At 70.5% G+C, this 26,592-nt stretch carries 20 protein-coding genes; 8 read left to right on the forward strand and 12 right to left on the reverse strand.

Annotated elements, in window-relative coordinates:
- Positions 1–14 precede the first annotated feature (14 nt).
- Both ACPPVO_RS52720 and ACPPVO_RS52725 read right to left on the reverse strand, forming a co-directional pair.
- Complete coding sequence (locus ACPPVO_RS52720) at positions 15–2,714, reverse strand: Hsp70 family protein (RefSeq protein WP_426506908.1); 2,700 nt, start codon at positions 2,712–2,714, stop codon at positions 15–17.
- 431 nt (positions 2,715–3,145) lie between these two features.
- Positions 3,146–4,306: a hypothetical protein gene (locus tag ACPPVO_RS52725; protein WP_426506910.1), complete on the reverse strand. Its 1,161-nt coding sequence runs from the start codon at positions 4,304–4,306 to the stop codon at positions 3,146–3,148.
- 745 nt (positions 4,307–5,051) lie between these two features.
- Here ACPPVO_RS52725 and ACPPVO_RS52730 point away from each other — a divergent pair.
- Positions 5,052–6,638, forward strand: a complete 1,587-nt coding sequence (locus tag ACPPVO_RS52730) for a cellulose binding domain-containing protein (protein WP_426506912.1) — start codon at positions 5,052–5,054, stop codon at positions 6,636–6,638.
- Between the two features lie 182 nt (positions 6,639–6,820).
- On the opposite strand, the gene ACPPVO_RS52735 is transcribed toward ACPPVO_RS52730, so the two are convergent.
- On the reverse strand, positions 6,821–7,210 hold the full coding sequence (locus tag ACPPVO_RS52735; protein WP_426506914.1) for a VOC family protein: 390 nt from the start codon (positions 7,208–7,210) through the stop codon (positions 6,821–6,823).
- A gap of 275 nt (positions 7,211–7,485) precedes the next feature.
- Positions 7,486–8,112: a DUF899 domain-containing protein gene (locus ACPPVO_RS52740; RefSeq protein WP_426506916.1), complete on the reverse strand. Its 627-nt coding sequence runs from the start codon at positions 8,110–8,112 to the stop codon at positions 7,486–7,488.
- Between the two features lie 190 nt (positions 8,113–8,302).
- On the opposite strand from ACPPVO_RS52740, the gene ACPPVO_RS52745 reads away from it, so the two are divergent.
- Positions 8,303–8,731, forward strand: a complete 429-nt coding sequence (locus ACPPVO_RS52745; RefSeq protein WP_426506918.1) for a VOC family protein — start codon at positions 8,303–8,305, stop codon at positions 8,729–8,731.
- Between the two features lie 183 nt (positions 8,732–8,914).
- Here the strand turns inward: ACPPVO_RS52745 and ACPPVO_RS52750 are convergent, their stop codons facing one another.
- Positions 8,915–10,729: a PH domain-containing protein gene (locus ACPPVO_RS52750; RefSeq protein WP_426506920.1), complete on the reverse strand. Its 1,815-nt coding sequence runs from the start codon at positions 10,727–10,729 to the stop codon at positions 8,915–8,917.
- Positions 10,730–10,981: 252 nt separating this feature from the next.
- Here ACPPVO_RS52750 and ACPPVO_RS52755 point away from each other — a divergent pair, with 252 nt between their 5' ends.
- On the forward strand, positions 10,982–12,865 hold the full coding sequence (locus ACPPVO_RS52755; RefSeq protein ID WP_426506922.1) for an adenylyl cyclase: 1,884 nt from the start codon (positions 10,982–10,984) through the stop codon (positions 12,863–12,865).
- Positions 12,866–13,668: 803 nt separating this feature from the next.
- Here ACPPVO_RS52755 and ACPPVO_RS52760 read toward each other — a convergent pair.
- From ACPPVO_RS52760 to ACPPVO_RS52780, 5 genes are all read right to left on the reverse strand, one after another.
- Entirely contained in the window at positions 13,669–13,815 is a 147-nt protein-coding gene (locus ACPPVO_RS52760; protein ID WP_426506924.1) for a hypothetical protein, read from the reverse strand.
- Between the two features lie 460 nt (positions 13,816–14,275).
- The gene (locus ACPPVO_RS52765; protein ID WP_426506925.1) at positions 14,276–14,782 is read right to left on the reverse strand and encodes a GNAT family N-acetyltransferase; all 507 of its coding nucleotides are present in this window, start codon (positions 14,780–14,782) and stop codon (positions 14,276–14,278) included.
- Positions 14,779–15,639, reverse strand: coding sequence for a hypothetical protein (locus ACPPVO_RS52770; RefSeq protein ID WP_426506927.1), 861 nt, complete (start codon positions 15,637–15,639; stop codon positions 14,779–14,781). The genes ACPPVO_RS52765 and ACPPVO_RS52770 overlap by 4 nt, the downstream gene beginning before the upstream one ends.
- 11 nt (positions 15,640–15,650) lie before the next feature.
- Positions 15,651–16,955: a glutathionylspermidine synthase family protein gene (locus ACPPVO_RS52775; RefSeq protein WP_426506929.1), complete on the reverse strand. Its 1,305-nt coding sequence runs from the start codon at positions 16,953–16,955 to the stop codon at positions 15,651–15,653.
- Position 16,956: 1 nt separating this feature from the next.
- Complete coding sequence (locus ACPPVO_RS52780) at positions 16,957–17,316, reverse strand: hypothetical protein (RefSeq protein ID WP_426506930.1); 360 nt, start codon at positions 17,314–17,316, stop codon at positions 16,957–16,959.
- A gap of 174 nt (positions 17,317–17,490) precedes the next feature.
- Here ACPPVO_RS52780 and ACPPVO_RS52785 point away from each other — a divergent pair, with 174 nt between their 5' ends.
- The 4 genes from ACPPVO_RS52785 to ACPPVO_RS52800 all read left to right on the forward strand — a co-directional run bounded on the left by ACPPVO_RS52785 (position 17,491) and on the right by ACPPVO_RS52800 (position 22,253).
- A complete protein-coding gene (locus ACPPVO_RS52785) occupies positions 17,491–17,799 on the forward strand; it encodes a hypothetical protein (protein WP_426506932.1) in 309 nt (102 codons plus the stop codon).
- Between the two features lie 594 nt (positions 17,800–18,393).
- Complete coding sequence (locus ACPPVO_RS52790; RefSeq protein ID WP_426506934.1) at positions 18,394–20,181, forward strand: arabinofuranosidase catalytic domain-containing protein; 1,788 nt, start codon at positions 18,394–18,396, stop codon at positions 20,179–20,181.
- Between the two features lie 26 nt (positions 20,182–20,207).
- Positions 20,208–20,771, forward strand: a complete 564-nt coding sequence (locus ACPPVO_RS52795) for a TetR/AcrR family transcriptional regulator (protein ID WP_426506936.1) — start codon at positions 20,208–20,210, stop codon at positions 20,769–20,771.
- A gap of 588 nt (positions 20,772–21,359) precedes the next feature.
- Positions 21,360–22,253 carry an MBL fold metallo-hydrolase gene (locus ACPPVO_RS52800; protein ID WP_426506937.1) on the forward strand — a complete coding sequence of 298 codons (894 nt, stop codon included), beginning with the start codon at positions 21,360–21,362 and terminating at the stop codon, positions 22,251–22,253.
- Between the two features lie 418 nt (positions 22,254–22,671).
- On the opposite strand, the gene ACPPVO_RS52805 is transcribed toward ACPPVO_RS52800, so the two are convergent.
- Positions 22,672–23,247, reverse strand: coding sequence for a TetR/AcrR family transcriptional regulator C-terminal domain-containing protein (locus ACPPVO_RS52805; protein WP_426506938.1), 576 nt, complete (start codon positions 23,245–23,247; stop codon positions 22,672–22,674).
- Positions 23,248–23,335: 88 nt separating this feature from the next.
- Here ACPPVO_RS52805 and ACPPVO_RS52810 point away from each other — a divergent pair, with 88 nt between their 5' ends.
- Positions 23,336–24,535, forward strand: a complete 1,200-nt coding sequence (locus tag ACPPVO_RS52810) for a beta-ketoacyl-[acyl-carrier-protein] synthase family protein (RefSeq protein WP_426514861.1) — start codon at positions 23,336–23,338, stop codon at positions 24,533–24,535.
- A gap of 436 nt (positions 24,536–24,971) precedes the next feature.
- Here the strand turns inward: ACPPVO_RS52810 and ACPPVO_RS52815 are convergent, their stop codons facing one another.
- The gene (locus tag ACPPVO_RS52815; RefSeq protein ID WP_426506939.1) at positions 24,972–26,537 is read right to left on the reverse strand and encodes an ADP-ribosyltransferase domain-containing protein; all 1,566 of its coding nucleotides are present in this window, start codon (positions 26,535–26,537) and stop codon (positions 24,972–24,974) included.
- Positions 26,538–26,592: the final 55 nt, after the last annotated feature.

Raw genomic sequence — 26,592 nt, forward strand, 5'->3', positions numbered from 1 at the left:
ACCCTTTCGTTCGGTCAGGTCGACGTCGGCCGGGGCCCGGTCGTCGTCGGAGCGGGGCGGCTGGACGGCGTGACCGGCTCGGAGCCGACGGTCAGCGTCACCGTGCCGTTCTTGGCCACGCGGTTGTTCGCCTTGGGGTCCTGCGCGAGCACGTGGTCGACCTGGTCCGGGTCGTCCGTCGGCCGCTTCGTGATCTTGAAGTTGCCGGTGAACCCCTTGTCGCGGAACTGCTGCTTGGCGTACTCGACGTACTGGCCGCTGACGTCCGGGGCGGTGACGGTCTCGGTCTTGGTGGCCGTCGTCGCCGGGGCGTGGGTGGTCTCGGTCGGCTCGGTACCGGTGCCGGTCGGATCCGCCGATCCCGCGTTGCCCGCACCGGCGTTGCCCGGGTTCGCGGACGTTCCGGCGCCCGGGGACTGGCTGTTGGCGGAGGGCTTGTCCTTGCCGAGCTGCACCAGGTACACGGTGGTGCCCGCCCCGGCCACGGCGAGCAGCGCGATGACGACGAGCAGCGCGTTGAGCCAGTTGCGCCCGCCCTTGCGCGGGGGCGCCGGGGGCCGGTCGTCGTACACGGGCACGACCCGGCTGGACGGCCCGGGCGACACGGGCGCGCCGGCCATGGCGGGCGGCGGCGGCAGGTACCGCGGCACGGCCGGCATCGGCGCGGGCGCGGGCGGCTGGAACGGTGGCGGCTGGTTCGGCGGTGGCTGGACGGTGGGGTACGCGCCCGTCTGGTACACGCGGCCGCGCGGCACTCCGGAGACCGGTGCGCCCGACACGGGTGGTCCGGAGGCCGGCACTCCTGACACGGGCGGGGCCGAGTACGGCATTCCGGATACGGGGGGCGCGGAGACGGGGGCGCCGTACCCGGCCGGCGGCGCGGAGGCGGGCGCTACGTAGCCGGCCGGCGGGCCCGAGGCGGGCGGCGCATACGACGTCGGGATGTAGCCGGCGGGCGGGGCCGAGGTCGAGGCGGCGGGTGGCGTGGTGAATCCGGCCGCGGCGGGCGAGCCCTGATCCGGCCACATGATGCCCGGATCCGTTCCTGCTTGATCCGCGGGTGGCGCTTGCATCGGCTGGGCCTGCGCCGCTTGCGGACTCGGGGCGGCGGCCGGACCCGCGGCGGCGGCGGCTCCAGTGAGTGCGCCTGCCCCGGCGCCAGCGCCAGCGGCACCGCCGGCCAGCTCTTCCCCAGCGGCGCCCCCGGCCAGCCCTTCCGCGGCCCGCCCGGCCCCGGCCAGCCCGGCTCCGGCTCCGGCTCCGGCTCCGGCTCCGGCTCCGGCCAGCGAAGCACCTCCGCCGAATGGGGACGAACCGGCCATCGGGGGCGACATCGACGGCGCTGGGGACGACGGACCGGCGGCCATCGAGGCGTACGGGGCGGCCGCCGCGGCCGCGGCCGGCCACAGTGGCGAGCCCTCCCCCGTCCCGTCGGCGGGTGGCGCCGACAACGACAGCAGGCACCCCTCCGCCACGACGATCTCGGGCTGCTCGGTGATGGTGGGGGCCACGTTCAGGGCCCGGTGCAGCATGGTCGCCACGAGCGGGATACGGCTGCCACCGCCGACGAGCAGCACGCCGGCCACATCCTCGGGCGCGATGCCGGCCTGGCGGATGAGCGCGGCCGTGGTGAACACGGTGCGCTCCAGCAGCGGCTTCGCGGCCGCCTCGAACTCCTCGCGGGTCAGCTGCGAGTCGACGTTGAGCGGCGCCGGCATCTGCAGTACCACCGCGGGCGCGCGCGAGAGCATCTCCTTGGCGACGCGGGCGTCGTGCCAGAGCATCCGCCGGTGCCGCAGCGACTCGGGGTCCTGCGCGTCGGCGAGGCGGGTCCAGAGCTCGGGGTCGCCCGGCGAGTACCGCTCCGCGAGCCACCGCACAATCGTCGCGTCGATATCGAGCCCGCCGACATCGGTGAGCCCGTCCACGGCGACCGCCTCGAACCCGGCCGAGCGGCGCACCACGACGCTGGCATCGAACGTGCCGGCGCCGAGGTCGTACACGACCAGCGCCTTCCCGTCCGGCACCTGCTGCCCGAGCACCGCCGTGAACGCGTGCGCGGCCGCGACCGGCTCGGGCACGAGCAGCGCGGGCACACCGCCACCGCCCTGTGCGCCGCCGCCCGCGCCACCGCCCTGTGCGCCGCCGCTGGCGCCACCGCCCTGTCCGCCGCCGCTGTTGCCGAAGCCGCCTGCGCCGCCGCCGTTACCCAAGCCCCCGGCGCCGCCCGCTCCGCCGCCACCGTTGCCCGGGCCGCCGCCTCCACCGAGCCCGGCCCGGCGCGCGGCCTCGGCCAGTACCGCCCGCCGTTGCGTCCCCCACCCGGCCGGGTGCGCGATCGCCACGGCGAAGTCATCGGACCCGGCGACGCGCTTGGCCTCGGTGAACACGTACCGCAGTACCGCCGCGAAAAGATCGACGACGGCAACCTCACGCTCGCCGAGGAGGATGGTCGGCTCGTCGATGTGCTGCTTAGGATTGGGCTCCAGCCCCGCGGGGTCGAACCGCGCGTGGTGCAGCGCGTCGCCCCCGACCACGAGATCGCCTCCGGGCACGGCCGATCCCGCGCCCGGCTTGGTCGGGGCAAAGACGGCGGACGGGAGCAACGGGTTGGCATCGAACAACAGCGGCCTGACCCGGCCGTCCGGCCAGCGCATCAGGGCCACCGTGTTCGAGGTACCGAAGTCGATCCCGAGCCCGTAGGCCGGTGACATGCCCTAATCGTAGTTCGCCGGAACGCTCCCCTACGATCACGTTTCGGACGGCGACGGTCGCAGTTCGGACAGCTTCGATACGCCGCGAGGAGGGCCACCGCCCCTTACATCACGTTTCGCACAGTTCCCGAGCCCACCGCCGCGCCGCCGACAGTCGTCCCCCGCCACGCGCAGGCTCTGAGGTCACCGCCCAGACGGCAACGGTCGCACGTTTCGGACATTGCGCCGGCCCCCACACCACCACTCAGACGGCAGCTTGCGCACGTTCGCGCAGTTTCCCAAGGCAGCTTGCGCACGTTCGCGCAGTTCCCACGGCACCGCTCAGACGGCGACGGGTCGCACGTTTCGCGCACTGCGCCAACCCCAATGTCACCACTCAGACGGCAACCTTCGCACGTTCGCGCAGTTCCCACGCCGCGCGGACTCCCAGATCACCGCGCAGACGACGACGGCCGAAGCTCGGACAACTCCCGGTACGCCGCAAGCGTCGCCGCCGTCCGCTCCCCCACCTCCGCGAACGGATCGGCGAGCAGCGTCGCCCCCGGCATGTCACCGGCGAGCAGCACCCGAGCCCGGGCCGTGGCAACCTCACGCCGCTCATGCGCGTCCAGCGAAGCAGCGAGCCGCCCGAGCGCCGCCGTCCGCGCCGCGAGCTGCGCACCGAGGTCCCGGAGCCGATCCTCGGCCGCCTCGATGCGCTCGTCGAGCTCATCGCGCAGATCCCCACCGCCGAGCACCCAACGACCGGCGCGCACCTCCTCCGCGCCGGAATCATCACGGATCGCCCGCAGCTCCCGCGCGCCGGAAACCTCGCGGCTAGCGTCCAGCTCGCCCCGCAGCTCTCCCGCGCCGGAGACATCGCGGCTCAGGCCGGACTGCTCGCCCCGCAGCTCTCCCGCGCCGGAGACATCGCGGCTCAGGCCGGACTGCTCGCCCCGCAGCTCCCGCGCGCCGGAGACATCGCGGCTCACGTCCAGTTCGCTCCGCAGCTCTCCCGCGCCAGAGTCCTCGCGAATCGCGCCCAGCTCCCGCGCGGCGGAAACCTCGCGGCTAGCGTCCAGCTCGCCCCGCAGCTCCTCCGCGCCGGCGCCGTCCCGGCTCCCGTACAGCTCGCTCCACGAATCCCGCGCGCCGGACTCATCACGGCTCGCACGCAGCTCCCCGCGCGGATGCCCCGCCCCGAGGTCCTTGCGCGTGGCGCGCAACTCGTCGAGGTTCGCGCGCAGCCGGACCCGGGCCGCAATGAGACGCGCCAAGTTGTACCGCGTGATGTCCAGCGTCGGCCCGATGTCCGCAGGCTCGGCCATCGCCCCGAGCGCGGGCCACCGCAGCCGTACCTCCCGCAGCGCCGCCTCGGCCGCCTGCCACTCCGGGAGCGCGGAGCCCTCGATGCGGACCCCGCCCTGGCCGTACCGCATGCACGCCCCGACCACCAGCAACAGCATCGCGGCCGCGAAGAGCCCCGCGGCCACCCCAACCGGAAGCAGCGCGAGCCCGAGCGGCGGGAGCAGCCACGGCCACCGCGGCACGGCGCGGCGCGGATCACGAACGATGCAGACCCCCGCCCGATGCCGCTGCTCGTGCCGTCCCATCGGCACATCATGCCGCACGCGGCCCGTCCGCACATCGAAGCCTCACACTGTGCCACCCGAGGCATCACCCGATCCGGACGATCCCGGCACCGTACGCCTAACGGCCCGCCACGCGCACCGACACGCCGTCGTGCCATTACGCACGACCGACACCGCGCATCAACGCCGCCACCGCGCAACGAACGCGACACAGCACGCCCCACGGCCCGCCACGCGCACCGACACGCCAACACGCCAACACGCGGGCATGCCGGCACGCACAGCCAACTCGCGCATCAACCTCGCCACCGCGCAAACGACCGCGACGTTGCAAACTCGCGCAGACCGAACGACGAAACGCTTCGATCGCCCACCACGAACGACCGGCATCCGCGCATCATCGCGCAGACCGAACGCTCAACCGCCCCATCGCCATCGACCGACGTCGAGTCCGCGTTCGAGATCCGCAGCGTCCAGCCGAAGCCCCAAGATTCCGGCGTAACGGATTCATGGCCCGGCAGGCGAAAAATCCGGAAAGTCGCGGCGCGCAGCGCCCGACTTTCCGGCCCACCGACGGAGCCCCGCCACCGGATGAGGGAGGGTGACTACACGCGGACCTGGCAGCGACGGCGCGCCAGCGCCGAGCGGTGTCTCGCGGGAGGAACGGTCCGGACCACCACGGACCCGAGCCATCGAAGCATTGACTTTTAGTTAAGTTTATTTATCGTTGTGCCTCAATAGGATTCTGTCTTGTCTGGAGGCAGCGATGACATCCCGACTCCGGATCGCCCTCGCGGCCGCGGCGGTCCTCGTGACCGCGGGCGGCATTGCGGCGATCACGACGCCGGCGCAGGCCGCCGGTTCCCTTACCGCGACGCTGAGTTACGACTCCGACTGGGGCAGCGGCTACCAGGCGAAGTACACGATCACGAACGGGACGGCCGCCACCGTCTCGGCTTGGAAGGTCGAGTTCGACCTGCCGTCCGGCTCGGCGCTGGGCAGCTACTGGGACGCGCTCATGAGCCAGAGCGGCACGCACGTGACCGCGAACAACCGGACGTACAACGGCACGCTCGCCCCCGGCGGGACGGCCAGCTTCGGGTTCCTCGTGTCCGGCTCGGGCAAGCCCGCAAACTGCAAGCTCAACGGCGCTTCCTGCGCCGGGGTTACAGACACGACCGCGCCGTCGGTACCGGGCACCCTCCGCGTCACCGCCACGACCTCGTCGAGCGTCAGCCTCGCCTGGAACGCTTCCACCGACAATGTGGGCGTCGCCGGCTATGACATCTACCAGGCCGGCGCGCTCGCGGCGTCGGTCACCGGCACCAGCGGTACCGTATCCGGCCTCTCCGCCTCGACCGCCTACACCTTCACGGTGAAGGCGCGTGACGCGGCCGGCAACGCCTCGGGCGCGAGCAACCAGGTGAGCGCGACCACCCAGGCCGGCGGCGGTGGTGGCGGCGGCGGTACGGGCACGACGCTGGCCGTGGCCCCGTACGTCGACATGGGCGCCTGGCCCACGCCGACGCTCACCGACATGGCGACGAGCGGCAACCTCAAGAACTTCACGCTCGCGTTCGTGAACAGCGCCGGGTGCAAGGCATCGTGGTTCAACGCGTACGACCCGCGCGCCGCCTGGGCCAAGGACCAGATCGACGCCGTCCGCGCCCGCGGCGGCGACGTGAAGATCTCGTTCGGCGGGGCCAGCGGCATCGAGCTCGCCCAGGCGTGCTCGACGCCGGCCCAGGTCGAAGCCGAGTACCAGGCGGTCGTGGACGCGTACGGCCTGAAGTACATCGACCTCGACATCGAGGGCGCCGCGGTCGCCGACCCGACGACGATCGCCCGCCGCTCGCAGGCCCTGGCACTGCTGCAGGCCGCCCGCCCGAGCGTGAAGATCTCGCTGACCCTGCCGGTACTGCCCGAGGGCCTCACCAGCGACGGCGTCAACGTGGTCCGCTCGGCCCGCGACGCCGGCGTCAACCTGGACCTCGTCAACGTGATGGCGATGGACTACCAGCGCAGCAGCGGCGACTACGGCAACTTCGCGGTCCAGGCCGCGCAGTCCACCTTCACGCAACTGAAGGGTTTGTACCCGAGCAAGACCGACGCCCAGATCTGGCGCATGCTGGGCGTCACCCCGATGCTGGGCAAGAACGACGACGGCGGCACGTACGACCAGAACGACGCCCGCCAGCTGGTCGCCTTCGCCCAGACGAACCACCTGGGCATGCTGGCGTTCTGGGAAGAGACCCGCGACAGGAACGCCTGCAACGGCGCGCTGTACATGTGCACGAACATCGCGCAGTCCCCGTACGAGTTCTCAAAGATCTTCGCGGCGTACACGGGGTGAGCTCCGTGTAGGCGCTGGGTGACCCGGATGCAGTACCCGGTCCGGGTCACCGCTTCCTGGGTGTACCCCGCCCGAGGTCACTGGACTGCACCGCGCGCACAGCCCGACTTCCTGGGTGATCCAGATGTATTGCCCCGTCCGGGTCACCAGCCCGGAGGGCCGCCGTTCTCAAAGAGCTCCCGTCAGGTGTGGGTGATCCGAATGTAGTACCCGTCCGGATCACCCACCCGGAAGTCAGCCAGCCCCCACGGCCGCTCGCGCAGCTCCTCCACCACGACCTGCGCGTTCGTGCAGTGCTCGTACAGCAAGCGCAACTCCGCACGATCGCGCGCCTCGAACACGATCTCCACCCCGAGCCCGCGCACCCGCCCGGCGAGCCGCTCCTGGCTGAACCCGGGCCCGTCCCCGAGCTCAGGGAGTCCGGAGACGGGCCCGAGCCCGAGCACAACGTCCCCGCGGCGAACGCTGACGTAACCGGGGCTGCGCCGCTCAACAACGAACCCGAGTGCCTGGACGTAGAACGCAACCGACGCCTCGAGATCGTCGACGAAAAGCTCCATACGCAGCCGCATCCGGCCATTGTCCATACGTGCACGTCCACATCCACACGCCGCCGGTCGAACGCACACATCCGAACACCGCGAGCCGCACGCCGCCGGCCGCACGCGCACGTCCACGCCGCCGGCCGCACGCGCACGTCCACGCCGCCGGTCGCACGCGCACGTCCACACGCCGCCGGTCGCACGCGCACGTCCACATCCGGACACTGCGAGCCGCACGCGCACGACCGCACGTCCACATCGACGCGCATTCGCACGCATTCGGACGTTCCCACCCGTCGGCTCGATCAGCCGTAGGTCGGGCGCTGGGGCCACCCGTCGGGCGAGTCCTCCCAGTCCTCCTGCCGGCCGTACGGGGTCAGGTCGAAGATGCTGTTCGTGAACACGAGGCGATCGACGCCGCGCTGGGTGGTGTTGTACGTGCGGTAGACCTCGTCACCATCGCGCAGGAAAACGCTCAGCATGAACCCGCCGCCGGCGTCGCAGTCGTCCGCGAACGTCGTGCCGCGCGAGGAAACGAACGGAATCGTCCATCCACGCTCGGCCTTGTACTGCTCGATCTGCGCCAGCGGCATGTTGGACACATTCGACCAGCTCACGCCGCGCGCGGCGAGCGGAGCCAGTGCCGTCGGCGGGATGCCGTCCGTGAACCAGGTGCAGCCCGGGCAGAAGTGATCCGGTCCGTTGTCCATGAACTGGTACACCACGAGCTGGGACCGCCCATCGAACAGATCGAGCAGCGTGCGCGGCCCGCTTGGACTGTCGAACGTGTACTCCCCGAACCGCACCATCGGCAGCCGCCGGCGCCGGGCGGCGATCGCGTCCAGCTGACGGGTCGCCTCCTTCTCCGCCTTGAGCAGCTCGTCGCGAGCCTCCCGGTACTCCTGCACCGAAACAATCCGTGGCTTCTCCATGCGCCCGATTCTGCCCGCCACGAGGCCCCATTGCGCGTTTACGCGCGCTCCGCACATCGAGTTCGACGGGTGGCCGTCGCTTGTGCGCAGTCCAACCGCTCGATTCTGACCACTCCCGCCGAACCGGCGCATATACCGCACGACCCCGCATCCACCCGCACGACCGCCGCGCCGTTCTACGATCGGAAGCGTGAAGCCCAACCGCTCGATTCCGGCCGCCGCCGTCATCCCGGTCCTCACCTACCCCGACGTCCGCCGCGCCGTCGCCTGGCTCGAGGCCGCGTTCGGCTTCGCGGAGCGCGTGCGCATCGGAGCGGACCACCGTGCCCAGATGCGCGCCGGCGAAGGGGCGATCATCGTCGCCGACGACGGCAGCGAGCGGCGCGCGCCCGAGCCCGGCGCCGGTGTGACGCACGCGGTCATGGTGCGCGTCGACGACGCAAACGAACACTGCGCGCGAGCACGCGCGGCCGGTGCGCGAATCGTCATGGAGCCGACCGACTTCGAGTACGGCGAGCGCCAGTACCAGGCCGAGGACCTCGCCGGGCACCGATGGACGTTCTCGCAGACCCTGGCCGACGTCGAGCCCGAGTCCTGGGGCGGCATCACCGTCTCCTGAACGCCCCCGGGGCAACAGCCGGGCCGCAAACGCCGTGCCAAACCCGCGTCGAGTCGGAGCCCGGGGCGAGCCGCGCAGTCCTGGCCGAACAGGTCCGCGAGCGCCGTATAGCAATGCCATCCGCGCAGCGGGGAGGCAAAGCCGGGACAGCCGGCGTCACCGAGACCAGCGGCGAGCGCCGTCCTAACCGAACAGGCCCGCAAGCACCAGCGCGTACAGCAGCGTCTCCGCCACCCACGCCACGTACAGCGGCGCCGGCGCGGGCGGCGCCACCGGAGCCGGTGGCAGCGACACCACGTCCCGCACGCGGTCGCGCGCGCGAGCCTCCGCCCGCTCGGCCGCGAGGCGCAGAGCGCCGGAGAGCTGCAGCCCGGTCCGCTCGTCCCCCGACAGGAACCGCGGCAGCAGCGCGTGCTCGCCACGGGCCGTCACCACCAGGCCCGCCCCGTGGTGGTCGGTCTCGATCGTCACCGCGCCGTGGCGGTCGGCGCGGATCGCGTGCACGTCCGACCAGACGAGCAGCCGGGCGCCGATGCTGCCCACGACGCTCAGGCCCGCGCCGTTCCAGCTCACGCGCGGGCGCAGGAACATCCGCCAGCCGGACAGGCACGCGATCGCGGTCACCGGCGCCGTCACCGCGACCGCGCCCCAGTACGGCAGCGTCGGCAGCAGCCGCGACAGGATGAGCAGGAACGGCCAGGACGAGGCGACAACGACCGCGTACCCGGAGAAGCGGTTGTGCCGATGGGTGTGCACGGTCTCCGGGTCGGCCGCGACGTCCTCGGGGCGCAGGGCGAGGATCTCCTCGGGGCGCAGCGGCAGCCGGGCCGCGTCCGGGACCGCGGCGGGACCGTCCACGTCGGGGTCGGGCGCGGGTCCGCCGTACGCGGGGGCGAAGCGGCCACTGCGCGCGGGACCGCGCGGCACGAGCAGCTCGCCGTCGACGGCGACCGCGCACCAGTGGCGCTGCGCGGGTACGCCGAACAGGATGCCCGGGCGGATGTCGTCGGAGCCGTGCCGCGCGAGCGCGAAGAACTCCACGAGCGCCGGCTCGCCCGGCCGCGCGTCGGTGGCGTAGACCGCGACGCGGCCGCCGTGCGCCCAGACGTACACCTCCGTCGCCGGCTGCTCCCCCTCGAACAGCGCGCGGGCCACCGCGGCGCGCTCCCGGGCGCGGGCCAGGCAACCCGCGGCGACGCCGGCGAGCAGGACGGCGAGGGACAGCCAGCCGCTGGTGTCGTACGGCTCGCTCACGAGCTGGTAGAGGCCGTCCCCGGACACGAGGACGGCGACGTGCGAGCCGACCGGGTGCTCGTCGGCGTCGGCCACCGTGACACGCGCGGGCGCGTCCGCGGGGGTGGCGCCCGGGAGCCGGACCTCCAGCGTGTACTCGTCCGGGTGCGCGGTGACCTCGGCCGTGACGCGGTCGGCCGCGGCGAGGCGGTCGTCCGCGCCCGTCTGATCCGCCAGCGCCAGCCCGGCGACCGCAAGAGCCCCAAGCAGCAGTGGTACCGCGAGCAGGCGCCAGCCGAACCCGTACCGCGGAAGGACCGCAGGCGCCGGGGGCTTGCGGTGCGATGTCGTCGCCGCCCACATCTCCGCGGCGCTGCCCAGCCCGGGCGGGTCGAGCCGGGCGGTCACGAAGGCCAGCAACGCGAGCGCCGCGTCGGCCCCGGTGAGCCACGCGGGCGAGGCGAGGCCCGGGTGCGCCTCCTGCCAGATCGCGTCGGCGGTGAAGAAGAGGGCCGCGAGCCAGGCGGTGACCGGCAGCGAGAGGAACGCCACGACGGGCAGCGCGGCGACGAGCCCGAACAGCAGCGCGTTGAGCCAGTCCGGCCCGCACGGCGCGGCGTCGGAGCACTCGACGGGCGGATCGAACGCTACGTGCAGCGAGAGGACTGCGGCCGCCGCGACGACGACGAGCAGCGCGCGGGCGCGACGCCAGCGCACCGGGCGCATGGTCCAGCCGAAGACGTCGGCGGTCAGCAGCGGGGTCATTTGCCGCCATTCTTCCGAGCGCGGCCCGGCCATGCTTGCGCGGGGTCGGACCACGGGCCGTCAAGAGAGCGAGATCCGTGGGGATCGGAGGCGATTTGTACCCGTGGACCAGTCGCGATGTTCCCTGTAACGTCCCCCCGTGAAAGCGCTCTCTCGCATTTGTGGCGCATCACCCCCGCCCGCGATGCCTCGCCCCACCGTCGTCTGGGGTCGTGGGTTGATGAGCCACCAGAGGAAAGTAGGTCACGTTTCATGCCATTGGTCCCCTCCGGCATGGCGTCCGCCAGGTCTGCCGGGTCAGCCCCTCGCGGACGCCGTGGCCGGTGGTTCGCCCTCGGGGCCGCTGTACTGCTGACCGCTGTCGCCGCCGTATCCACCCCCGGCGTCGCCGCGGCCGCGCCCGCCGGCCGCCCGTCCGGGCAGCCCGACTTCGGCCCGAACGTGAAGATCTTCGACCCGTCGATGACGGTGGAGCAGATCCAGGCGACCGTGGACGCCGTCCACGCGCAGCAGGTCGACAACGAGATGGGCACGCAGCGCTACACGCTGCTGTTCAAGCCGGGAACGTACGGCACGCCCGACCACCCGCTGGTCTTCCAGGTCGGGTACTACACCGAGGTGGCCGGCCTCGGCCTGAACCCCACCGACACGGTCATCAACGGCCACGTCGACGTGTACAACCGCTGCCTCGCGGCCGACAACTGCATCGCGCTGGTCAACTTCTGGCGCTCGCTGTCCAACCTCACCATCAACGTGGCCGGCGCCGCCGACTGCCGCGCGTCCGGTGAGTTCTGGGCCGTGTCGCAGGCCGCGCCGCTGCGGCGGGTGAAGATCAACGGCAACACGACGTTCATGGACTACTGCACGGCCGGCCCGCAGTACGCCAGCGGTGGCTTCATCGCCGACTCGCAGCTCGGCACGGCCACGAACGGATCGCAGCAGCAGTTCCTCGTCCGGGACTCCAACCTCGGAGGCTGGTCGAACGCCGTGTGGAACCAGGTGTTCTCCGGTGCCGTGGGCGCGCCCGCGCAGCAGTTCCCGAACCCGCCGTACACCACCCTGGACAGCACGCCGTCCAGCAAGGAGCGGCCGTACCTGTACATCGACGCCAAGGGCAAGTGGAACGTCTTCGAGCCCGCGCTGCGCAAGAACTCCTCGGGCGCGAGCTGGGCCAACGGCCCCACCCCGGGCCGCTCGGTCCCGCTCTCCGACTTCTACCTGGCCAAGCCGTCCGACTCGGTGCTGGCGATCAACATCCAGCTCGCCCTGGGCAAGCACCTGCTCTTCACGCCCGGGGTGTACAACATCAACAGCTCGATCCTCGTCTGGCGGCCCGACACCATCGTGCTGGGCATGGGCATCGCGACGCTGACCGCGGTCAACGGTGCGGTACCCCTGTGGATCGCCGACAGCAAGGGCATCTCGGTCTCGGGCATCATGATCGACGCCGGTACCGTGAACTCGCCCGCGCTCATGCAGGTCGGCACCAAGCTCGGCGGCGCGCTCAACCTCGGTGACGCCAACGACCCGACGGTGCTGCACGACGTGTTCTTCCGCGTCGGCGGCCCGCACGTCGGCAAGGCGGACGTGAGCCTGGAGGTCAACTCCGACCACGTCATCCTCGACGACATCTGGGCCTGGCGCGCCGACCACGGCGTGGCCGGATCGGTAGGCTGGGACGTGAACACCGGCCGCAACGGCGTCATCGTCAACGGCGACGACGTCCTCGCGACGGGCCTGTTCGTCGAGCACTACCAGCAGTACAACGTCATCTGGAACGGCGAACGCGGCAAGACGATCTTCTTCCAGAACGAGCTGCCCTACGACCCGCCGAACCAGGCCGCGTGGCAGCACGACGGCGTGCTCGGCTGGGCCGCGTACAAGGTCAACGACAAGGTGAAGACCCACGAACTGTGGGGCGGCGGCGCCTACATCTTCACGAACGTCGACCCGACCATCCACGCGGCGCACGGCTTCGAGGTCCCCAACCGCCCGGGCGTCAAGCTCCACGACATCCTGACGGTGAACCTCTCGGCCGGCACGATCGACCACGTGGTCAACGACACCGGCGCCCCGGTAGCCACAGAAACCGGCGTCGGCGTACCGAGCTACGTAACCTCCTACCCGGCGAGCTGATCCAGGCACGCCAGTTGATCAGAAGACGGCGCCCGGCCTGGATTCAGGCCGGGCGCCGTTCCACATTCCCGAGCGCCCGACCACAGCCGTGCGCAATCACGCAGACGCACAACGCTCGGACGCCCGACGCGAACACGCCCAGCACACAACCCTCCAAGGCCCGCGAAGCGCACAACGCGCACCGCGCGCAAGGCACGCACCGCGCACCGCTGTAACGCGCGCACCGCGTGCAATGCGCACCGCCTGCACCGCGCACCGCGTGCACCGCGCACCGCGTGCAATGCGCACCGCGTGCACCGCGCACCGCGCACCGCGTGCACCGCGCACCGCGTGCACCGCGCACCGCGCACCGCGTGCACCGCGCACCGCGTGCACCGCGCACCGCCTGCACCGCGCACCGCCTGCACCGCGCACAACGCGCACCGCGCACCGCGTGCACCGCGCACCGCCTGCACCGCGCACAACGCGCACCGCGCACCGCCTGCACCGCGCACCGCCTGCACCGCGCACAACGCGCACCGCGCACCGCCTGCACCGCGCACCGCGCACACCGCGCACCGTGTGCACTGTGGGCAGTGCGCGGTGTTCGTTCTGCACGGTGCGCAACGTCCGCGATGCACGAACGGACACGACGCGGATGGACACGCGTGGACGGACATGACGCGAACGGACACGATGCGCGGATGAGGCGCTGCGCGGATGGGCGCGTTCGGCCAGTGGGCAAGCGAAAGCCCGGCGAATCGAACGCCGGGCTTTGCGAAACAGCGGTTATGGAGCGACCTTTCCGAACGAGGCCGCTGAAATCAGAGGATGAACCGCCGATCGGCGTGCGGGCCGGCGATCGAGGTGCCGGGCTCGACCGGCAGCCAGAACAGATCGTCCGACGCGTCCTGTGGCTCGACGTTTGACTGTTGTTCCCGAACGTCACTGCTGAGCACCGCGCTATCCATGTCGACATCGGTACCCCCAAAGAGTGACGGCAAACGTTTTCCCCTGTGAGGTAGCGCTCATATTCGTAAGGTGCGAGATCCGGTCCTGCCCCTTGTCTCCGCGCCACCGGGCGGCGCAAAAGGGCCAGGTCACGCATTGTGATGTGGGTCTGCCTGGTCGCACGCCCCAGTGGAATTGACCGGCCCCGCGTCGGCGCGCGGTCGGGTGAGTCACCAGGACGTGGCCAAGAGCAGCCCGACGGTCACACAGAACGGGATGCCGAAGCGGTCGGTCGATCGCGCCACGACGACGTGACGGAGAGTAGTCGTCCCAGCCCAGGCCGTACAGAATCGCGGACCCGGCGGCGATCGAACGACGTGGCCGCGATCGGGCCGACGATCGCATCGCATCGCATCGCGTCAAGTCACGAACGACGTGGCTAAGGTCGGTCCGGTCCCACAGCTGAGGCGGGACAGCGCGTCACAGTGACATGGCGAAGATCAGGACCTCGGTCCCAGGGCCGTAGTCGGACGTGCGCTTCTCCAGTGTCAGACCGACGTTCTGCGCCACCCGCTGCGACGCGATGTTGTCCGGGTGGATGATCGCGATCACGCGGCGGGCGCCCAGGATGTCGCGGGCCCAGTCTCGGCAGGCCCGCGCGCCCTCGGTGGCCAGGCCCGTACGTTGCAGGCCCGGCACCACGTGGTAGCCGAGCTCGAGCTCGTCCACGCCGTCGACATGCTGGATGGTCAGGCCGCAGTCGCCCGCGAAGGCGTCGCCGTCGCGCAGGCGCAGGGTCCAGAGGCCGTGGCCGTGCTCGCGGTACCGCCGCCGGTTCACGCCGATCCACTCGAGCGTCTCCGCGCGGGTCTTCGGCCTCGGGTAGTACCGCATGACCTCCGGATCGCCGAGCAGCTCCGCGAGATCGTCCAGGTCGGCCTCGTCCATCTCGCGCAGGACGAGGCGCTCGGTGGTCAGGACGGTCACTCGACGTACAGGTTGATCACGGCACTGATCGGCAGGGCCACCATCACCAGGAGGAACGCGAGGAGGGTGGCCGCGCCCGTCTGCTGCTGGGCGTGAATGGTCTTGAGGGTGCACTCGCCCGTGAGCACGAACCAGTCGATGAGGTACCGCGCGATGTACAACCCCACATAAGCGATCCCGAGCGCGGCGCCGAAGCCCGCCAGGCTCTCGGGCCACGTAGTGAAGTCGCCCGCGATCGAGCCGTACAGGATGAGCCCGACGGCGGTGAGCACGGCCGCGGACTCGAGGCCCTCGGTGACGCCGCCCTGCACCATCGCGAGCCGCAGGTTGCCGTGGGCCACGAGGCCGTGCAGGTAGAACGCGATCACGAGCCCGGCGATGCCGGCGAGCGTGAACACGGCCGTCGAGATGAGCGAAGTGCGCAGGTTCGGCGCGTGTCCGATGAACGTGGCGCGCACGACGAGCGCCAGGCCCAGGTAGAAGCCGAGCCGAACCAGGCCGACGGAGAGCGGCACGGTGTTGAGCGCGCCGATCGGGGTTGCGCGAGTGCGCAGAATCATCCAGTCCGTGATCCAGAACCCGAGCACCGCGAGCACGGTGGCCCACACGATCCCGCCGCCGACCCAGGCGAGCGAGCTCCAGCTGGTCAGGTCCTGGCCGATCAGGCTCGACACGCCGATGACCTGCACGGCCACGAAGCCGATGCGCTGGACGAGGTACCCCCAGTTGGCCCGTTCCCAGAGCTCATGGTGGTCGTCGAAGGAGGTGACGGCGTTGAGCAGCCACCAGCCGCCGCCGACGCCGAGGATCACGATGAGCACCTGGAGCACCGCGATCAGGGCGGCAGTACCGTTCATGCCGTCTCCTACTAAAAGCCGTTGTGGTCGATGGTGTGGGGAACGAAATGGCTCAGATTGTCGGTGATGAGCCCGGCGCTCTCGCGGATGCCGAGCCCGGCCGGTTCGCCGTCGATCATCCAGACGCCGAGCACGGGGTGCCATTCGCCACCCCGGGGATCGGTGTACGCCGGCAGCGGCGCGAACGACTGGCACACGAACGGGCCGCCGTACTCGCCGGGGGTGCTGGCCTTGGTGATGCCGTCGACGATGATCGAGACGTTGGCGCCCTCGCGGCCGAGCAGGGGCTTGCGCACGTACGAGGTCATCCAGTCCGGTTTCTCGGACTCGAAGTACGCGGGCAGGAGCAGGTCCTTCTTCTCCGGGTCGTCCCCGAAGAGGTGCCAGAGCACGGGCAGCAGGCCCTTGTTGCTCCAGAGCATCTTGTACGGCGGCTCGATCCAGACCGTGCTGTCGCGGCGCGGGTCGCTCATGTCGCGGAAGCACTGCTTGGCGAACTGCTCGCTCGTCATCCACTCCCACGGGTACAACTTGAAAATAACGTCGATGTGCTGCCCGTCCGGGTCATAGAAGCGGTCGCCGGCCTGGACGTCGCCGGCCCCGATCTCGTCCATCCACAAAAATTTTGTGTTGTACCCGAGGGGGCCCAGCGCCTGCCGCGCCGTCTCCATCATGTACTCGGTGTTGAACAGGTCCTCGCCGCTCTCCTCCGACCGGTCGCACGCGAAGTGGATGGTCATCGGGTCGAGCAGGTGGGTGCGGGCCTGCCGGAGCCGGCTGATGTTGCGCTGCCAGGCCGCGACAAGCATCTCGTGGATGGTGGTCCACTGGTCCTTGCCCTGGCCGGTCTGCTGCATCCAGTACCACTGCGCGACCGCCGCCTCGGGCAGTGCCGTCGGGGTGTCGGCGTTGAACTCCAGCAGCTGCGGCTTGCCCGCGAACTCCCCCGCGTAGCGCACGTCGAAGCGGCCGTACAGGCTCGGCGAGAAGTCGCCCTTGCTGCGCCCGCCCGGCTCGGTCTCGTCGTCCCACCAGGTGCGCTTGACCTGTTCCCACGCGAACTCGGGGATTCCCAGCAGCTGGAACATGTTGTGATCGATGACGAAGTCGCCGGCCGCGATGCACATTTCGAACAGTGTCGCGGCGCTCGCGGTGAGCGTATCGATCTCGGTCGACGTGAAGTCGTAGAACGGGCCCTCTTTCCAGTACGACATCGTCCCGCCGTCCGGCGTCGGCGTGTCGTTGTACACGATCCCCTGCGTGGCCAGCTGCTGGCGCCAGTCCGGGCGGACGACGCCCTCGGCGATCCGGCGCACGTCAGCTGCCCGAGCTCTTGCTGCCGCTGCTGCTGCCGAAGCCGCCGGAGCTCACCTTGCCGTTGCTCACGTGCCCGGTCGCGGGCAGCCCGGCGTTGGAGCGCCCGACCGAGTCGGTCGACGCGACCCGGCTGCCGCCGCTGAGCCGGTACCCGGGCGAGCGGCCGCGGCCGTAACTGCCCGTGTAGTAGTAGTGACCGGAAGAACCGTCGTCGCACCGGTAGTCGGGCACGACCACGCCACTCTGGTCGGCGCAGTAGGTCTGCTTCTCACGGCCGCACGCCGCGAGACCGCCCGTCGCCGCCAGCGCCGCCAGGGCGAGGTAGCTGCGGCCAAGCGGTACCGACTTCGATCGCCTCATCGTCTGCTCCCTCAGGTGTGCCTTAGCACGGTAAATGACCTTCGCAAACTGCGCGAGGGGCCCGGCCGTTCCGTGACATTGACCGAAAGGTGCCTGGCGATCCGTCAAATGCTGGATTTCGTACCCGAAACGCTCGATGGGCACGGCGACGCGCACTTCCGTAGCCTGAGAAGTGTGAGCAACTTCGAGATCGGGCGCGTCGATGCGACAAACGTCCAGTTCGGTGACCACGGGCTCATGATCGTGAACCAACAGGGCGACTCGGCCCTGGTCGCGGCGATCCGGCGCGAGCGCGGACGAGTCGCCGACCCGGCTGCGGCCGAGCGGGCCGCGATCGCCCTGCAGGCCGAGCTGGCGGCGCCGAAGCCGGACGCCGCGAAGGTACGCGACCTCATCGACCGCGTCTCGGCGACGGCGGGCACGGCGCCCGAGGTAGCGGCGGAGCTAGCGACCGTGCGCCGACTCGTGGACGAGCGCCGCTGAGCCCCGGCCGGCTCCCGCCCGACGGCCATTGAGTCTCGGCCGACCTCCTGGGCGACGGGCGCCGAGCCTCCGCCGGCTCCCGCACGACGGACATTTAGTCTCCGCCGACTCCCGCACGACGGACATTTAGTCTCGGCCGTCCTTCTGGCGACGGGCGCTGCGCCTCGGCCGGCTCTTGAGCAACAGCCGCGCTTTGACGGCGGGCGCTGAATCTTCGCCGGCTCTTGGACGCAGGCGGCTGATCTCGACCACGGCCGCGCGCTCCCGGGCGACGAGCGCTCATCTCAACCCACGGCCGCCACCACGCTCCCGCGCGACGAGCACTCATCTCGACCACGGCCGGCGCCGCGCCCCGCGCCCGCTCCCCGGCGCCAAATCCCGGCCACGACCCGCACCGCTTCGTGGGCTGATCTCCCGGGCGACGGCCGCTGAATCCCGGCACCACTCGCCCCCGCTTCCCCAGGTCCCGACCACACCCCGCCCCCTGGCTCGCCGGACGCCGATTCTCGATTCCGCCGGGATCTGGCTGGAAGAATTCCCCGTCGCAATACTCGCCGCATCGACTTGCCACGATGAAGTCATCGAGGAGATCTGATGCGATCACGGCTCCGCGCCGCCGCCGTCCTGCTGCTAGCGCTCGGGTGCCTCGTCGCACTCCCGAGCGCCGCCCAGGCCGCCACGGCCCAGCCCTGCGACATCTACGGCGCCGCCGGCACGCCGTGCGTCGGGGCACACAGCACGACCCGGGCCCTGTACTCGGCGTACAACGGCCGCCTCTACCAGGTACGCCGCGCCTCCGACGGAGCGACGCTCGACATCGGACTGCTCGCCACGGGCGGATTCGCCAACGCGGACGCGCAGGACGCGTTCTGCACCGGCACCGCCTGCATCATCACCGTCATCTACGACCAGTCACCGCGCCACAACGATCTCACCGTCGAGGGCCCGGGCACCGCGGGCGGCCAGGACGTCGGCGCCAACGCGGCCGCCCTGCCCACCACCGCCGGTGGACATCGCGTGTACGGCGTGTACTTCAACGGCCACACCGGCTACCGGCACCGGGTCGGCGACGGGGTGGCCACGGGCGGACAGCCCGAGGGCATGTACATGGTCGCCAGCGGCGTCCATACGAACAATCTGTGCTGCTTCGACTACGGCAACGCCGAGGCCGAGATCGCCGACACCGGCAACGGGCACATGGACGCGGTATCGCTGACCACCCGCTGCGTGAAGACCCCGCCGTGCACCGGTTCCGGGCCGTGGGTGGAGGCCGATCTGGAGAATGGGTTGTACCTCGGCAGTGCCTCCAACCCCGCCAACCTCGGCAACGCGACGCCGTTCGTGACCGCACTGCTCAAGAACGACGGGCAGCACACATTTGCACTCAAGGGCGGCGACTCGCGCACCGGCGCGCTGAACACGTGGTGGAACGGCGCACTGCCGGCGGGCGGCTACCAGCCGATGCACCTCGAGGGTTCGATCGTGCTCGGTACCGGCGGCGACAACAGCAACCAGGCGATCGGTTCGTTCTTCGAGGGCGTGATGACGGCCGGGTACCCGACCGACGCCGCCGACGACGCGGTGCAGGCGAGCATCGTCGCGGCCGGGTACGGCGGGGGCGCGAACAGCCCGGCGCCCGCGGCCACGGTGACCGGCCCGGGCGGCAAGTGCGTCGACGGGGCCGACGCGAACGCGGCCGGGGTGGCGGTACAACTCTGGGATTGCCAGGCGACGGCCGACCAGCGCTGGATTCACGGCTCCGACCTGTCGGTATCGGCGCTCGGGCGCTGCCTGCACCTCATGGGCAACGCGACCGGCAACGGTACGAAGGTGGAGCTCGCCGACTGCGCGGGCGGCCCGTACCAGAAGTGGGTGCAGCAGGCCGACGGCTCGCTGCGCAACCCGGTCTCGGGCCGGTGCCTCGACTCCCCCAGCGGCGCCACGGCCAACGGCACGAAGCTGCAGATCTGGGACTGCAACGGCCTCGCACCGCAGAAGTTCGCGGTAAACGGCGGCGGTACCGTCACAACGAACACCTCCAAATGCGCGGACGTGTCCGGCGACGACAACGGCGGCAACAACGCGGCCGTGCAACTGTGGGACTGCCAGCCCGGCGCGCTGGACCAGCACTGGTTGCGCGGCGCGAACGGTTCGCTGCGCACACTCGGCCGCTGCCTGGACGTGTCGTCCGGTTCGAAGCTGCAGCTTTCCGACTGCAACGGCGGCAGCGCGCAGAACTGGGTGCAGCAGGCGGACGGTTCACTGCGCAACTCGGCCTCGGGCCGCTGCGCCGACTCACCGGGCGGCGCGACCGCCAATGGCACGCGGCTGCAGGTCTACGACTGCAACGGATCGACCACGCAGAAGTTCCTTGTAGGCTAAATCCTAAAGCCATTAGGCTGTACCGCATGGTACGAGCCGGCTTGTCGCGCGCCCAGGTGTGCACCGCCGCGCTCGAGCTGGCCGACGAGGTGGGCATCGACCACGTGACGATGACCGCCTTGGCGCGCCGGCTCGGCGTGGCGGTGCCCAGCCTGTACGAGCACGTCCGGGGCGTGCCGGACCTGTTGGACGCGGTGGCCGGACAGGCCACGAACGAACTGGCCGACCGGTTGGGCGAGGCGTTGCAAGGGCGAGCGGGGCGGGGGGCCTTGATCGCGTACGGCACCGCGCTGCGCACCTGGGTCCTGGCCCATCCCGGCCGGTACGCCGCAACGGTGCGCCCCCTGACCGACCCCGCCGGCGCAGCGGCCCAGGCAAGAATCGTGACCGGCTGCGCAACTTTGCTGCGCGGTTACGACCTGGAGGAAACCCGCGCGATAGACGCCGTCCGTTTCGTGTACAGCACGATGCACGGCTTCCTACACCTGGAAACGGACGGCGGCTTCCACCACGCGCGCAACCTGGACGCGAGCTGGTCCTTGGTACTGGACGCCGTCGACCGGGCACTGTCCACTTGGCCATCGTCCTGAACGTTCAAGCACATCCGACGCCGCGCAACGCACTCAACCGCGCAGTGTCCGCGCAGCCGCCGGTGTAGAGATTCGCGCACATCCCACCGCGCACTGCACTCAACCGCGCAGAGTCCACCAAGTCGCCATCATGAAGACTCGCTCACGCCGCCGACCGCGCGTCGCGATCAACCGCGCAGTGTCCACTCAACCGTCATCGTGAAGGTTGCGCTCATCCCGGACCGCGCACATCACGCACGGCGAACAGTCCCCCGACCGTCCACGGTCACCTCGCTCACCCCGAACCGCACGCCACGACCAACCGCACTGTCCACTTGGCCGTTCCATGCCGCTCAACGTCGCCTCGCTCATCCCAAACCACACGCCACGACCAACCGCACTGTCCACTTGGCCGTTCCATGCCGCTCGACGTCGCCTCGCTCATCCCAAACCACACGCCACGACCAACCGCACTGTCCACCTGGCCGTTCCAGTGTCGGTTCGCTCATCCCAAACCGCACGCCACGACCAACCGCACTGTCCACCTGGCCGTTCCAGTGTCGGTTCGCTCATCCCCGGCGCGACGCATCCTTCCAATAGGCTGTCCGCATGCTCGAGACCGTGGTCCCCGGTGTGCACGCCTGGGTACAGCCCGACGGCACGTGGTGGGTGAACAACGCCGGCGCGATCGTCGGCGGCGATGACGTGTTCATCGTGGACACCTGCGCCACCGAGGCGCGCACGCGGCGGTTCCTCGCGGCCGTCGACGGAGTCGCCGGTGGACGAGCAGTGCGGATGGCGGTGAACACGCATCAGCACGGCGATCACACGTACGGCAACAGTCTCCTTCCGCGCGCGACTGTGCTGTTCGGACATGAGCGAATGCGCGAAGCACTGCGCACCGACCCGATCATCGACGGCTGCCCGCCGTTCTGGGAGCCCGTCCCCGACTGGGGCGACGTCACGCGCCGCGTGCCGGATGTCGCCGTGCGCGACCGGCTGACCGTGCACGCCGGCGGCACGCGCATCGAACTGCTGCACCCGGGCGAGACCGCGCACACGACCGGAGACCTCGTCGCATGGCTGCCCGACGAGGGGGTGCTCTTCGCCGGGGACCTGGTGTTCAGCGGACTCACCCCGCTCGTGTTCATGGGCTCGGTCGGCGGAGCGATGCGAACGCTGGACTGGATGGCCGCCCTGCAACCCGAGCACCTGGTGCCGGGCCATGGGCCGGTGCTGCACGGTTCCGAGATCGCCAAGGCGTTCGGGCAGCTTCGGCGGTACTACGAGTTCGTCCTCGCCACCGTCCAGCCCGGCCGCACCCCGCTCGAGGCGGCCCGCGCGTGCGACCTGGGCGAATTCGGGGGCTGGGCGGACGCGGAGCGGATCGTGCTCAACCTGCACCGTGCGTACGCGGAGCACGACGGCACCGAAATGGACCTCATCGCCGCATTGAGCGACGCCGTCAAATGGCGCGGCGGACCGATGCCCACGTCCGTCTGACGCACGAACGCTCAACGGACCGAGCTCGTCTGCGCCCGCCAAGCGCGCGAACGAACATCATGGCCCGGGGTCAACGTTCGACGAATGTGCGACCGGACAACTCGGCGCAGGTGAGCGTTCGACCAATGTGCGAACGGACAACTTGGCGCCGGTCAGCGTTCGATTAATGTGCGAACGAACAAGTTGGACCGGGTCGGCGTTCGACGAATGCGCGAACGAACAACATGGGGCTCGGGTCGGCGTTCGACCAACGCGCAAGAGCGGTCAACCAGCCGCCGCCAACGCACTCCAAACAGCCAGCAGACCGGCCAAGTCCACATCCGCAAGGTGGCGCCGGGGCCGAAGTTCGACCAACACGCAAGAGGCAGCCCGAGCTCCACCGCTCGCGCGCACGAGCCGCCGTTTAACCGGCCGCCATCTAGCGCGCTCGGACGGTCAGCAGGCCGGCCAGGTCCACGTCCGCGGAGTGGCCGCCGTGGCCGGAGTCGGCGATCAGGCGGGCACCCAGCACCGCGCTCCAGAAGGTACGCACCTCCATGGCCGGTTCGCGGTCCACGGCCCAGGCGCGCCGGTCCAGGAGGGCGACCAGGTAGTGCTCGGCCTGGCGGAACAAGATCGTGAGGTACAACTGGGCGGTCGAATGCAGTTCCGGTCGCTCCCGGGCGATCGCCATCGCCTGCACCGCCTGGGGGATCGAGGGCAGGGCGAGCGCCGTTCGGGCCAGGGCGGAGCGGAAAGTCTCGGGCGTGCGGCGGCGGTAGCCGACCGACTCCAGGCGCGCGGCGTCGCGCAGCAAAGTGGACATGGCCGCGTGCACGAACAGACAGTCCTTGGAGCCGAAGTAGTACGTGATCTGGTGCGGGTACGCGTCGGCCGCGCGCGCGATCGTCGCCACGCTCACAGCGGCCAGGCCGCGCTCGGCGAAGAGGTCCGCCGCGCACCTGAGGATCCGCGCACGGGTGCGGCGGCCGCGGGCCCGGGCCGGTTCGCTCATGGACATGTCATATTTGTATGCGATACAAGTATCGGGAGGCAATCGGACCGGGGAGGGTACCGTGGGCGCAGACGTAGTTGTCACGGGAATGGGGGCGCTGTCGCCGCTCGGCGAGGGCGTCGAGGCGCTGTGGCAGGGGCTGCTCGAGGGGCGCTCGGGCGTGCGACGCATCGACGACCTGCTGCCCGCCGGGGTACTGGACGAGTTGCCGGTCCGGATCGGGGCCACGATGGCGGTGTCGCCCGACACGCTGCTGAGCCGCGTGCAGGCGCGGCGCATGGACCGCTGCGAGCAGGCGGCGCTCGTCGCGGCGCAGCAGGCCTGGCGGGACGCGGGCGCGCCGGAGGTCGACACCGAGCGGCTGGCGGTGGTGATCGGCACCGGGATCGGCGGCGTGAGCACGCTGCTGGCCCAGGATGACGTGCTGGAGGCGAAGGGGCCGGGGAAGGTGTCGCCGCTGACGGTACCGATGCTCATGCCGAACGGGCCCGCGGCGTGGGTGAGCATCGAGTTCCATGCGCACGCCGGCGTCTACACGCCGGTTTCGGCCTGCGCGTCGGGCGCCGAGGCGATCGCGCTCGGGGTGCGGCTCATCCGCGCCGGCGAGGCCGATATCGTCATCGCGGGCGGCTCGGAGGCGGCGATCACGCCGCTCACGCTGGCCGGGTTCGCGCAGGCCCGGACGCTGTCCAAGCGCAACGACGAACCGCACCGCGCGTCACGGCCGTTCGATGTCGACCGTGACGGCTTCGTGATGGGCGAGGGCGCGGGGATCGTGATCCTGGAGCGGGCCGAGCACGCCGCGGCCCGCGGGGCGCGCGTGCACGGGCGGGTCGCCGGGGTCGGGGTTACCTCGGACGCGCACCACATCACGGGCCCAGACCCGAGCGGCGCCGGACAGGTGCGCGCGATCCGCCGCGCGGTCGCCGACGCCGGCTTCGCGCCGTCCGACGTGGCCCACGTGAACTGCCACGCCACCTCGACCGTCGTCGGCGACGTCGGCGAGGCGGTGGCGATCCAGACCGCGCTCGGCGACGACGTGGTGCTCACCGCGCCGAAGTCGGCCCTCGGGCACCTGGTCGGGGCCGCGGGCGCGGTGGAGAGCATCGTGACTCTCCTGTCGGTGGTCAATGGTGTCGTACCGCCAACGCTCAACCTCGAACAGAAAGCCCCCGAGGTCACGCTCGACGTCGTCACCGGCGAGCCGCGAAAGTTGCCGATGACGGCAGCGGTGTGCAACTCGTTCGGTTTCGGCGGCCTGAACGTGTCGCTGCTGTTCACCGCCTGAGCGAATGAACGACCCGCGCGAACCGTGCACCATCTGACCGACCTGCACGAACCGTGCACCATCTGACCGACGTACACGAACCGTGCACCGTCAGATCGACCTGCACGAACCGTGCACCATCTGACCGACGTACACGAACCGTGCACCGTCAGATCGACCTGCACGAACCGTGCACCATCTGACCGACGTACACGAACCGTGCACCGTCAGATCGACCTGCACGAACCGTGCACCGTCTGACCGACCGACCTGCACGAACCGTGCACCATCTGACCGACGTGCACGAACCGTCGTGCGCGGTCGAACCGAATGATCGATCGGTCTGCCCGGGCGAGCCGTTGCTCATCGCCCGTGCAGACCGATCGTGTCGGCCCGGATTCGTGCACGCGCGTCTGCCCGAATGGACTGCACGAACTTGCGCGAACCGCCGGCGGCGTCAGTGGACCTGGTCCTGCTCCTCCAGCTCAGTGAGCTTCACCGTGCACAAACCGCCGCGCTCGGTGGTCACATCCGTCACAGTCAGCTGTGTGCCGGGCGTCAGGATGTACTCCTCCTCGCCCGTGAACGCCGAGTAGCTGCGAATGCCCACCGCGCGCAGCGGTACGACCTCGAACAGTGTCCGCTTGCCGCTGCCGCCCATGAACGCCCTCGCCACGCCGAGGCTCGACGTGCACGACGACACGCCCCACCAGGTGACGGTCTGCCCGAGCGGGTACTGCCGGCGCAGGTCCATCCGCACACCGCGCCACAGCGGCTCGCGGCGGGCGGGCAGGCGCGACACGGCCGAGAAGAGCAGGCGCAGGTAGGGCAGGTACGGCACGATCCGGTCGCGGTCGGGATCGCGCAGAGTCGCGTTGATCTGGCGATAGAACGCGGACTCGCAGGTGTACAGATATAGCGCCGCCACCTCGTCAGCGCTCAGATTCGAACTCTCGGCCTGCTTCTGGCCGAACGTGTGCGAGGCTTCGATGTGCCAGTCGAGGCCCTTGAGCACCCCGACCGTCGGCGCCAAGGCCGCGCGGAAGTCCATGAGCGGAGTGTCGAATACGCCACTGATCGCGGGCAGCGCAAGGCCCTCGTCCTTGACGCTTTCGAGCCGTTCCAGGTACAGCTTGTGCAGCTCCATCGTCGAGGCGATGAAGTCGCCCATGCGCAGCGCGGCCGGGTCCTGGTGCGCGTTCCAGCCGACGCTGGGCAGCCAGTCGATCTCGTCCACGCCGAGTGAGCGCAGCGCCTCGTTCACGGTCGCGAAGTGCTCGTTGTCGCAGAAGATGTCGCCCTGCGCCGCCGGGTTCGGGTGGTCGATGTGGCGGACCTCGACGCCGGGGTACTTCTTCTGGAGCCTGGTCACAAGGGTCTTTAGGCCCCGCGCGTGCGCGCCCCACCAGGCGAAGACGACGCCCCGGTCCTCCTCGGCCGCGTCCTGCTTCGCGCGCAGGATCTCCTCGACGATGCGCTCCACCACGGGGCGCCAAAAGCCGGTGTGCTGATCGGTACCGTACCCGCCGTCGGCACTCGCCGTCAGCGAAGCGTTGAGCAGCAGCACACCCTGCGTGAGCATCGAGGAGAACCACTCCGGCGGCTGCACCGTGTCGTGCTGTTTGAGCAATGCGCGAATGTCGGCGATCGGTGTCTTTTTCGGGATGTCGTACTTCCACATCGCCGCCGCCTTGATGATGCAGCGGATGCTCACGACCCGGCCGAACTGGCTGTCGGCCCAGTTGTGGAACGTGTTGTCGAACATCGCGATGCCCGTGGCGGACTCCGGCCGCGGGTACGGGTTCTGCCCGAAGACGACGACCTTCCACTTGTGCGGCGGGTTCGGTTTGAGCGCCTGGAATGTCAATTCGCGCACCGGCACGATCTGCGGGCTGCGCTTGGGTCCGATGAACTGCGGCGCGCTCGACTGAGCCTCGATGACCGGCCGCAGCAGCGGCAGCCAGGGCTCGCCGCCGCCGGCGAAGAGCTCGGCGAGGCCCAGCGCGTCTTCGGTGTCGCTCACGGTAACCTCCGCGCAGTTCCACTGTGGACACCGAACCGTATCGTGTACCTTCCGG

Origin of the sequence: Dactylosporangium sp. McL0621 (assembly GCF_049995355.1) — a bacterium.
In the GTDB taxonomy this organism is placed as follows: domain Bacteria; phylum Actinomycetota; class Actinomycetes; order Mycobacteriales; family Micromonosporaceae; genus Dactylosporangium.

Coding starts and splice junctions, on each gene's coding strand:
- ACPPVO_RS52720 (WP_426506908.1), bottom strand. CDS start 2,714: ATGTCACCGGCCTACGGGCTCGGGATCGACTTCGGTACCTCGAACACG.
- ACPPVO_RS52725 (WP_426506910.1), bottom strand. CDS start 4,306: ATGGGACGGCACGAGCAGCGGCATCGGGCGGGGGTCTGCATCGTTCGT.
- ACPPVO_RS52730 (WP_426506912.1), top strand. CDS start 5,052: ATGACATCCCGACTCCGGATCGCCCTCGCGGCCGCGGCGGTCCTCGTG.
- ACPPVO_RS52735 (WP_426506914.1), bottom strand. CDS start 7,210: ATGCGGCTGCGTATGGAGCTTTTCGTCGACGATCTCGAGGCGTCGGTT.
- ACPPVO_RS52740 (WP_426506916.1), bottom strand. CDS start 8,112: ATGGAGAAGCCACGGATTGTTTCGGTGCAGGAGTACCGGGAGGCTCGC.
- ACPPVO_RS52750 (WP_426506920.1), bottom strand. CDS start 10,729: ATGACCCCGCTGCTGACCGCCGACGTCTTCGGCTGGACCATGCGCCCG.
- ACPPVO_RS52755 (WP_426506922.1), top strand. CDS start 10,982: ATGCCATTGGTCCCCTCCGGCATGGCGTCCGCCAGGTCTGCCGGGTCA.
- ACPPVO_RS52760 (WP_426506924.1), bottom strand. CDS start 13,815: ATGGATAGCGCGGTGCTCAGCAGTGACGTTCGGGAACAACAGTCAAAC.
- ACPPVO_RS52770 (WP_426506927.1), bottom strand. CDS start 15,639: ATGAACGGTACTGCCGCCCTGATCGCGGTGCTCCAGGTGCTCATCGTG.
- ACPPVO_RS52780 (WP_426506930.1), bottom strand. CDS start 17,316: ATGAGGCGATCGAAGTCGGTACCGCTTGGCCGCAGCTACCTCGCCCTG.
- ACPPVO_RS52790 (WP_426506934.1), top strand. CDS start 18,394: ATGCGATCACGGCTCCGCGCCGCCGCCGTCCTGCTGCTAGCGCTCGGG.
- ACPPVO_RS52795 (WP_426506936.1), top strand. CDS start 20,208: ATGGTACGAGCCGGCTTGTCGCGCGCCCAGGTGTGCACCGCCGCGCTC.
- ACPPVO_RS52800 (WP_426506937.1), top strand. CDS start 21,360: ATGCTCGAGACCGTGGTCCCCGGTGTGCACGCCTGGGTACAGCCCGAC.
- ACPPVO_RS52805 (WP_426506938.1), bottom strand. CDS start 23,247: ATGAGCGAACCGGCCCGGGCCCGCGGCCGCCGCACCCGTGCGCGGATC.
- ACPPVO_RS52810 (WP_426514861.1), top strand. CDS start 23,336: ATGGGGGCGCTGTCGCCGCTCGGCGAGGGCGTCGAGGCGCTGTGGCAG.